This window comes from Micromonospora sp. NPDC023737 (genome assembly GCF_040639715.1).
In the GTDB taxonomy this organism is placed as follows: Bacteria; Actinomycetota; Actinomycetes; order Mycobacteriales; family Micromonosporaceae; genus Micromonospora.
Genome location: NZ_JBFAAL010000016.1, coordinates 130,621 through 138,017 on the forward strand (window position 1 = coordinate 130,621; position 7,397 = coordinate 138,017).

Annotated in this window: 8 protein-coding genes; 7 read left to right on the forward strand and 1 reads right to left on the reverse strand. The window is 67.5% G+C overall.

Annotated elements, in window-relative coordinates:
- The first annotated feature begins 712 nt into the window (after nucleotides 1–712).
- Entirely contained in the window at nucleotides 713–1,033 is a 321-nt protein-coding gene (locus tag AB0F98_RS26550) for a hypothetical protein (protein ID WP_357740484.1), read from the forward strand.
- 37 nt (nucleotides 1,034–1,070) lie between these two features.
- On the opposite strand, the gene AB0F98_RS26555 is transcribed toward AB0F98_RS26550, so the two are convergent.
- A complete protein-coding gene (locus AB0F98_RS26555) occupies nucleotides 1,071–1,721 on the reverse strand; it encodes a helix-turn-helix domain-containing protein (RefSeq protein ID WP_357740487.1) in 651 nt (216 codons plus the stop codon).
- Between the two features lie 46 nt (nucleotides 1,722–1,767).
- Between AB0F98_RS26555 and AB0F98_RS26560 the strand changes: the two genes are divergently transcribed.
- The 6 genes from AB0F98_RS26560 to AB0F98_RS26585 form a co-directional block, all read left to right on the forward strand.
- Nucleotides 1,768–2,439: an alpha/beta hydrolase gene (locus AB0F98_RS26560; protein WP_357740490.1), complete on the forward strand. Its 672-nt coding sequence runs from the start codon at nucleotides 1,768–1,770 to the stop codon at nucleotides 2,437–2,439.
- Nucleotides 2,440–2,844: 405 nt separating this feature from the next.
- Nucleotides 2,845–4,044 (forward strand): SMI1/KNR4 family protein, encoded by a 1,200-nt coding sequence (locus tag AB0F98_RS26565; protein WP_357740493.1) that lies wholly within the window; start codon nucleotides 2,845–2,847, stop codon nucleotides 4,042–4,044.
- A gap of 343 nt (nucleotides 4,045–4,387) precedes the next feature.
- Nucleotides 4,388–5,263, forward strand: coding sequence for a S1 family peptidase (locus AB0F98_RS26570; RefSeq protein WP_357740496.1), 876 nt, complete (start codon nucleotides 4,388–4,390; stop codon nucleotides 5,261–5,263).
- 361 nt (nucleotides 5,264–5,624) lie between these two features.
- Nucleotides 5,625–5,900, forward strand: coding sequence for a VOC family protein (locus AB0F98_RS26575; RefSeq protein ID WP_357740499.1), 276 nt, complete (start codon nucleotides 5,625–5,627; stop codon nucleotides 5,898–5,900).
- A 311-nt stretch (nucleotides 5,901–6,211) separates the two neighbouring features.
- Complete coding sequence (locus AB0F98_RS26580; RefSeq protein ID WP_357740502.1) at nucleotides 6,212–7,159, forward strand: NAD(P)-dependent oxidoreductase; 948 nt, start codon at nucleotides 6,212–6,214, stop codon at nucleotides 7,157–7,159.
- 50 nt (nucleotides 7,160–7,209) lie between these two features.
- On the forward strand, nucleotides 7,210–7,397 hold a 188-nt coding region (locus tag AB0F98_RS26585), incomplete at its 3' end, for a transposase (protein WP_357740524.1).

The window sequence follows — 7,397 nt, forward strand, 5'->3', positions numbered from 1 at the left end:
GCCGTGTGGGTCTCGCGCGCGGGCGCGTACCGGAGCGTTCGCGCTGGTCGAGGTAAGGGTGTATGAGCCGGCGAGGACCAACTGCCCGGCGATCAACCCGTCCGGAGCCGACATCGCCTCGATCGCGCGGCCGGAGAAGCAGCAGTCCGGGATCAGGACCCGGTTGGCGGCGGAGCTGGTCGCGAGATCATGCTTGATCAGCTCCACCGGCACGGCACTGTAACCCGGCAAGTGGGTCTGATCTGCGGAAATGTGGCGCTTGGACATCGGGAGGCTTCCGGTTCGACGCCCGAGGGGGATGTCCGTCACCGTCCCTCGGGCCAGCGCTGGGTGGCTTCATCGGGGGCGACGGTATGGGCAGCATCGACGGCAGGACTGGGCTGGAAGACGTCGCCAATCTCCCCGGGTCCGCTGGGTCTGGTGCGCCTGGCACCTCTGAGGCGCCGTACCGCCTCGGCTCCGGCCGCTCCCGCCGCGCCTCCCGCCGCAAGCAGCCCCGCGATCAGTGGCCATGGAGTACGACGACGACGCTTCACGGCTTGTTGCCTTTTGGGAGCACGACGAAGAGGAACGGCTGGTTGCCTCTTCAGGTACCTCTGCGCTGTCATCACCTCATTGTCGGCACCCGCGCCGGGCCAGGTAGCTAAATCGAGGCCCGCAAATCTGGCTAACCCTGCCCCCGCGTTGGTGGCGGGACGAGGGTGGCGGTCAGGTGCTGCTGCCGGCGCGGGACATGGCCATCATTCGACTACGCAACCCCACCGAAGGACGCGCCTCCTTCGACCTGAAGAAGGCCTCCGGCAAGACATCGACGGAAGCCGTGCGCGCCCTGAAACGACGCCTGTCGGACATCATCTACCGGCACATGATCAACGACGCCGCGGCGACCGCGGCGGCGGGCCCGGAAGGACAACGGGGAACGACTACAGACTCCAGCGTGACCAACTCGCATCCCCAAGCCGGTTCTTCGGAGAAGTCACTTCCCGGACCCGCCGAGACTCAGCTTAAACCCGCGCTGCCGACGGTGTCTTGACGCAGATGGGAGCCATGAGCGTGTGTGCTGGAGCTCGTCAACCCTCAGATCCGGCGAACGGCGCCGGGCGTTTGAAAAGCCGAAGCAGGCGGGCAGCGACTTCGCCGTCACCTCGGATGGTGACGTCGGCGGCATGCAGTGGCATGCCGCCGAAGGTGAGCGAGCGGAACAACGTGATGCTGGTTTCGATCACCAGCTCGGGATCGGCATCATTAGCGCGGGCCACGTCGAGCCGTCCGTTGTCGACAGTGAGGAGCAGGATGTCGTCGTCGAGACGAAGCTGGCACCGCACGCTAAAGTCGCGCGCCGCGGTCGGGTCGAAGGTGGTCTTCATCGCGAGGGCCAGCGCATCAACGCTCAGCTCTGCTGATGAAGCCAGCGGGCTCCGGCTGCCCCACTTAGCCAGCTGCAGCAGAGCGGGCTCGAGTGCCCGTCCCCATTCGGTCAGCTCATAGGTCCAAGCGCTCGTGGGCGGACCGAGACGCCGCCGGCGTACTACCTGGGCCTCCTCCAGCTCGACAAGTCGGGAGGTGAGCATGCTCTGGCTAGCGCCGGGCAGGCCGCGCCGCAAGTCGGTGAAGCGCTTTGGCCCGAGCAGCAACTCGCGGACAACCAACAACGCCCACCGGTCGCCGACCAGGTTAAGCGCCCGGGCCAGACCGCAGGGATCGTCATATGCTCTCGCCACCTGCTCAGCGTATCGCTATCACACTGCACGGTGCTAAATTCGCACCGTGACGACATACATTCTGATCCCTGGCGCCGGCGGCGCCGCCTGGTACTGGCACCGGCTGGTCCCCCTACTGCATCAGCGCGGCCACGAAGCGATCGCCGTCGACCTCCCGGCCGGAGATGACAACGCGGGACTGCAGGAGTACGCAGACACGGTGGTGGACGCGGCAGGTCAACGGAAAGACCTGGTGGTGGTGGCTCAGTCGATGGGCGGCCTGACCGCCCCGTTGGTCTGTGGTCGGTTGCCGGTCTCACGGCTGGTCCTGGTCAACGCCATGATTCCGGCGCCCGGTGAGAGCGGCCGCGATTGGTGGACCAACAACGGCCAGGAGCAGGCCCGCCGTGAGTGCGACCTGCGCGAGGGTCGTCTCGCGGAGGGGCCGTTCGATCCGCTAGTGTACTTCTTCCACGACGTACCAGAGGACATCACCGAAGAGGCCATGGCGGGCGAGTCACCGCAGTCCGGAACGCCGTTCGAGCAGCCTTGGCCGCTGGACGCGTGGCCGGGCGTACCAACCGAGGTGCTAAGCAGCCGCGAGGACCGACTGTTCCCGGTCGAGTTCCAGATCCGGATAGCCCAGCATCGCCTTGGCGTCACGCCCAAGACCCTGCCCGGCGGCCATTTGGTGGCGCTCAGCCAGCCCGAGGCATTGGCTGCCGCATTGGAACGGTGAGCTACCGCAACTGCTCATCGACGATGACCGAACGTCTCGTCGGCGGCTAACCTGCCGCCCCTCGATCGCAGAGCCCTGTCGCACATCGTTTGGGCGGATGCGGGCGTTGCCGTGGACGCCCTGAGCAGCAGGCGGTGCAGTGCCGTGCGCATCGCTCAACACAGCCACCCATAGGGTGGCTTGATATTCAGCTTCGCCGCGGTCCCTGAACGACTGGAGGTCACGTTGCCCTCGATCGATGACTTCACGACCTGGGAGCCGCTGCTGAGGCTTGTACGGGCCGGCAACGCGCAGAGCCTCGCCGCCCCGGGCGGCCATGTGGCGGGAATGATCAGCCGTGGCGCGTGGAGTGTGCCGCTGCCCCGGCGGATGCCGCCGCCTGGCCGAGCGGCCCAGGTCGAGGACATGCAGGACGAGTTCGACGCGGTAAATCGGGTGCGAAGCGCGTTGACGGACGACGGTCTTGACAGCATCTCGTTCGTGGTGGAGATGTCGTCGTCTGGGCAGACCGCGCTGCACCTGCTCAATTTCGGCCCCGCTGCGGAAGTCGGCCTCGGGCCGTACCCGGGTTCGCTCATCCTGGTTGAGGGCTCGGTCCCTGAGCCATGGCGTCGTCTTCCCGATCCGGTACCCGGGGCGGTGCCGGCCCCGTCAGTGGATCTGTCGTTGCTGGAGCGGACGCTCCGCGAGCGAATCCCGGACGCTACCGGTGCGACCGAGGCGGAGATCGCAGCTGCGGAAACCCGGCTCGGCGTTGCGATACCCGACGAGCTCAAGGTGCTCTACCGGGTAACGCGGGCACAGTGGCAGGACTGGGGTGACGACTACGCCGCAGCGGAGCGCGTGTCCCGAGCTGTCGGCTGCGAGCTCTTCCCGCTCGACGAGCTGTACATCGCCGACGCGGCGTCCCGTCCGTGCCCGTGGCGATTCGGGGCGACAGAGGCGGTGCTCACCCCGTCCGACGCCGCGGTGCAGGGGTTGGTCGGCTCACCCGGCTGGATCGCATTCGGCGACAACGGCGGAGGCGACCGGATCGCGATCGACCTGACACCTGGCCCACGCGGCCACGTAGGCCAGATCATTGTGCTCGATCATGAGCAGAGCGTCGGCGCCAGCCTGCTCGCCGACTCCCTCACCGACATGGTGGTGAGGGAAAGCACAGACTGGTACGCCGGCCACCGCGAAGACCAGCTACCGCTCGTCGCCAGGGTCAACATCCGGAGCCTGACAAGTATCGAGGCCGCCGCCCACCCCGAGTTGGAGGTCTTGCGCATCGGTGTCTGGGACGGCGAGCCGCTTAGCCTCGCCCCCGTCACCGGGTTGCCGCGCCTGCGAACCCTTACCGCCTACCCCGGCACGCTCGCCGACCCGCTGGAAATCGCCAAGCTGACCGGGCTGGAGTTCTTGGAACTCGGGCCGGAGGAGTGGCGGGTCCTCCTGGATGCCGGGGGTGTTCCACGCAACCTATCGGCGGCCGCGATCGAGGTCCACGGCGAGCGGCCCGTGCTCCCGATCGTGGCCATCGCCAACGAGATCCTCGCCCTCTGGGACCGCCCCCCGATCGCCCAGACGATCCTCGAAGGCCATCTCACCGGTGGGAGGTAGTTGACGACCGTGCGGGGTGCGGTGGGTGCTGGTGGCCGTGAGCCATCGGCCGGCCGCCAGCGAGCCTGCCCTCCGCCGGACCGTCGGAGCCGGCCGGCGGCGTGAGCACGTCGGCGCACTCCTGGCCGTGACGGTTGCCGCCCTTGCACGCCTGATTCGGGCAGGGATTCGGTTCCGGGTCCGCTGCCCGCACGTCGGCCAAAACTTGCACCTTGCAAACTGATTGATGCATGCCGATACTCGGAGGGGTCCTCGAGAGACATCGATCGAGCAGGCGACATGTCTCCCGATCACGCCCATGGGCCACGATCCAACGGGCCTTGCCACTCCTGAGGAGGAGCCAGTGGGGAACAAGCTCAGTCCATTCGCCCGATCCGCCCGGTTACTCGCCGCCGCCGTCGGTGCGATCGCCACCACCGCCTTCGTACTGCCGACCGCCGCAATGGCGTCCCCTCAGGACTTCACTGCCAACCAACTCGCCGAGGTCAACGACGCGGTGCATCGCTCGGGCGTCGAGGGCATCGCCTGGCACGTTGACCCGGCATCCGGCCGTGTCGTCGTGACCGCCGATGACACCGTCTCGCCCGCTGAGATTGCAACGATCAAGCAGACCGCCGGCACCAAGGCCGGTGCGATCCGTGTCGAGCGGGCCTCCGGGGTCTTCAGCCCGCTGTTGTCCGCCGGGGACGCCATCTACGGCGGCGGATACCGATGCTCCCTCGGCTTCAACGTCGTCAGCGGCACCACCTACTACTTCCTCACCGCCGGGCACTGCGGAGACGTGGCCAACACCTGGTACAGCAATGCCAGCCAGAGCACTCTGATCGGCCCGACCGTCAGCTCCAGTTTCCCGGGCAATGACTACGCGCTGGTCCGCTACGACAACACCTCGCTCAGCCACCCCGGCGGGTTCACAGTCGCGGACGCCTACGTGGGGGAATCCGTCAAGCGGACCGGGTCGACCACCGGCACTCACAGCGGAACCGTCACCGCGCTCAACGTCTCGGTACGCTACTCCGGCAAGGGCGGCGGCACCGTGAGCGGCATGATCCAGACCAACGTGTGTGCCGATCACGGTGACTCGGGCGGCCCACTCTATGACGGCTCGAAGGCGCTCGGCCTCACCTCGGGCGGCAGCGGTGACTGCACGACCGGTGGCACCACCTTCTACCAGCCCGTACGCGAGGCAGCCAATGCGTACGGTGTGACCGTCTACTGACAAGCCAATCCGGCGGTCGGTGAGGGCGGGGGGCCATGGCTCGATGCCCTTGCCGACCGCCGGTTCCGACCGTCGATCGGCGCGGTGACGTTCCCCTCTCAATGGAAGCAGTGAGCACGGCCTCGGGGATCCACAAGCCGCGTTACCCTTCTGCACGCCTCTCCAGACCCATGACGTGGAGCCATGCCGCAGTGTTCACAGCCTCCGGCTGCCCAGCCATCGCCGGTTGTGCCAACTCCGTGCGGGTGCCACGTCCTGCCGTGGCCGCTGTCAGCACTCCGCACTTCGTGCTCGACCGGGAACAGCCGTTGCGACTGAAGCCCGGTTCTGGAGCGCGGTGCTCGGCGACCCAATCACCTACGTGGATGAGAACTTCGTGGTCGTATCGGCCAACACCGCGACGTCCGGGCTGGCGTTTCAAAGCGCCACCGAACTGACGCCGCCGACGTGGCCGGAGCCGACAGTGCCGCAGCAGATGCATCTCGACGTGATGGTCGACGACCAGGTGACCGCCGGCGAGGCACTGCTCGCGCTCGGCGCGCGGCGGTTGCCCGGCGATCATGTGTATGCCGACCCCGCCGGTCATCCCTTCTTCTGCTTGATCAGGCGCCCCGCCTGGGCGCCGCCGGTGAACTGAGCTCAGCGCTGACGCGTCCTGGCAACTTCGAGCTCCTCCGTCACCCTTACGGGAGCGGTGCGTCCCACCGGCCCTGACTCTGATGACACCCGACGAGGACGATGCAGGCAGCCGGACGATGCCCGACGGGTTGTGGGACGCACTGAGCACCCGCATCGTTCAGTTAGGTGCATCCTGGTCATGCTGCCCGCCGTCCGGTGGGCATGGGCCGACTTGCCCGGCTCCCCCGACGCCGCACCTGTCGGTTCCATCATTTTGAACTGGTTTCGCCGGACCCTATTCCGACAGTGAGTTCCCCATCGGAGGTAGTGATGAGAGTGCTTGTGGCGGGCGCCTCTGGCGTCCTCGGAAGACACATGAGCATGGCTCTGGCCGACGCCGGTCACCACGTGATCGGCATGACTCGGTCGCCCGCCGGCACCGAGCAGCTCGGCAGGATGGGCGTTGAGCCGTTGGTGGCGGATCTGATGGACCGCGACGCTCTACTCCATGCCGTTGACGGCCTGCAGGCAGACGCGGCCATCCACGCGGCAACCGCGCTGCGCAAAGTGCCGATGCGGCACCAGGACATGGCCGCCACCAACGCGCTGCGTGTCCAGGGCACCCGCAACCTCATCGAGGCGGCCCAGTCAATCGGTGCCCGCCGGCTCATCGTCGAGTCGATGCATTTCGGGTACGGCTATGGCGATTTCGGCGACCGGACGATCACCGAAACCAACACCCCGTTCGCGCCGCCTGGGCGCACGCCAGCGCTGGAGCACCACCTGCAAGGCTTCCGGGTCAAGGAGCACCTCGCCCTGCACACCGACGGCGTGGATGGCATCTCGCTGCGTTTCGGCGCCCTCTACGGCCCCGGATTCGGTTATGGCGGCACGGACCAGATCGTCACGATGCTGCGCAAGCGCCGGCTGCCTGTCGTGCCCGACCGTCGTCCGGGCCTGCTGCCGTGGACCCACCTCGCCGACGCTGGTGCGGCCACCGTCGCAGCCCTGGAACGCGGCACGCCCGGCCAGGCCTACCACATCGTCGACGACGAGCCGGCATCCATGAACGCGCACGTGCGGTTCCTGGCGGCCGCGTTCGGCACGCCGAAGCCGATGACCGTACCGCTATCGCTCGTGCGGGTCATCGGGCCGTACCTGCACGCGTTCCTGACTTCGGCGGCGCGCCTTTCGAACGACAAGGCCAAGCGAGAGCTCGGCTGGACACCGGCGTACCCCACCTACCGTGACGGCATCCGTAGTCTCGCCACCGACTAGGGCGTGTCCTGCCGATCTTGTAGTGGTTGATCGTTGACGATGTGCCGGTGGTGCGTCGTGGCGAGTTGACCGATGAGGCGTGGGCGGTGATCGCGCCGCTGCTTCCGCAGCCGGGTGGTGCTCGGGGGCGGTGGCGAGATCATCGCCAGGTGATCAACGGGATCCTGTGGAAGCTGCGCACGGGTGCGCCGTGGCGTGACCTGCCGGAGCGCTTCGGACCGTGGAAGACCTGCCACGA

Bases quoted from the DNA above. Each gene is read 5' to 3' on its own strand.
- AB0F98_RS26565 (WP_357740493.1), top strand. From the start codon at position 2,845: ATGCAGGACGAGTTCGACGCGGTAAATCGGGTGCGAAGCGCGTTGACG.
- AB0F98_RS26580 (WP_357740502.1), top strand. From the start codon at position 6,212: ATGAGAGTGCTTGTGGCGGGCGCCTCTGGCGTCCTCGGAAGACACATG.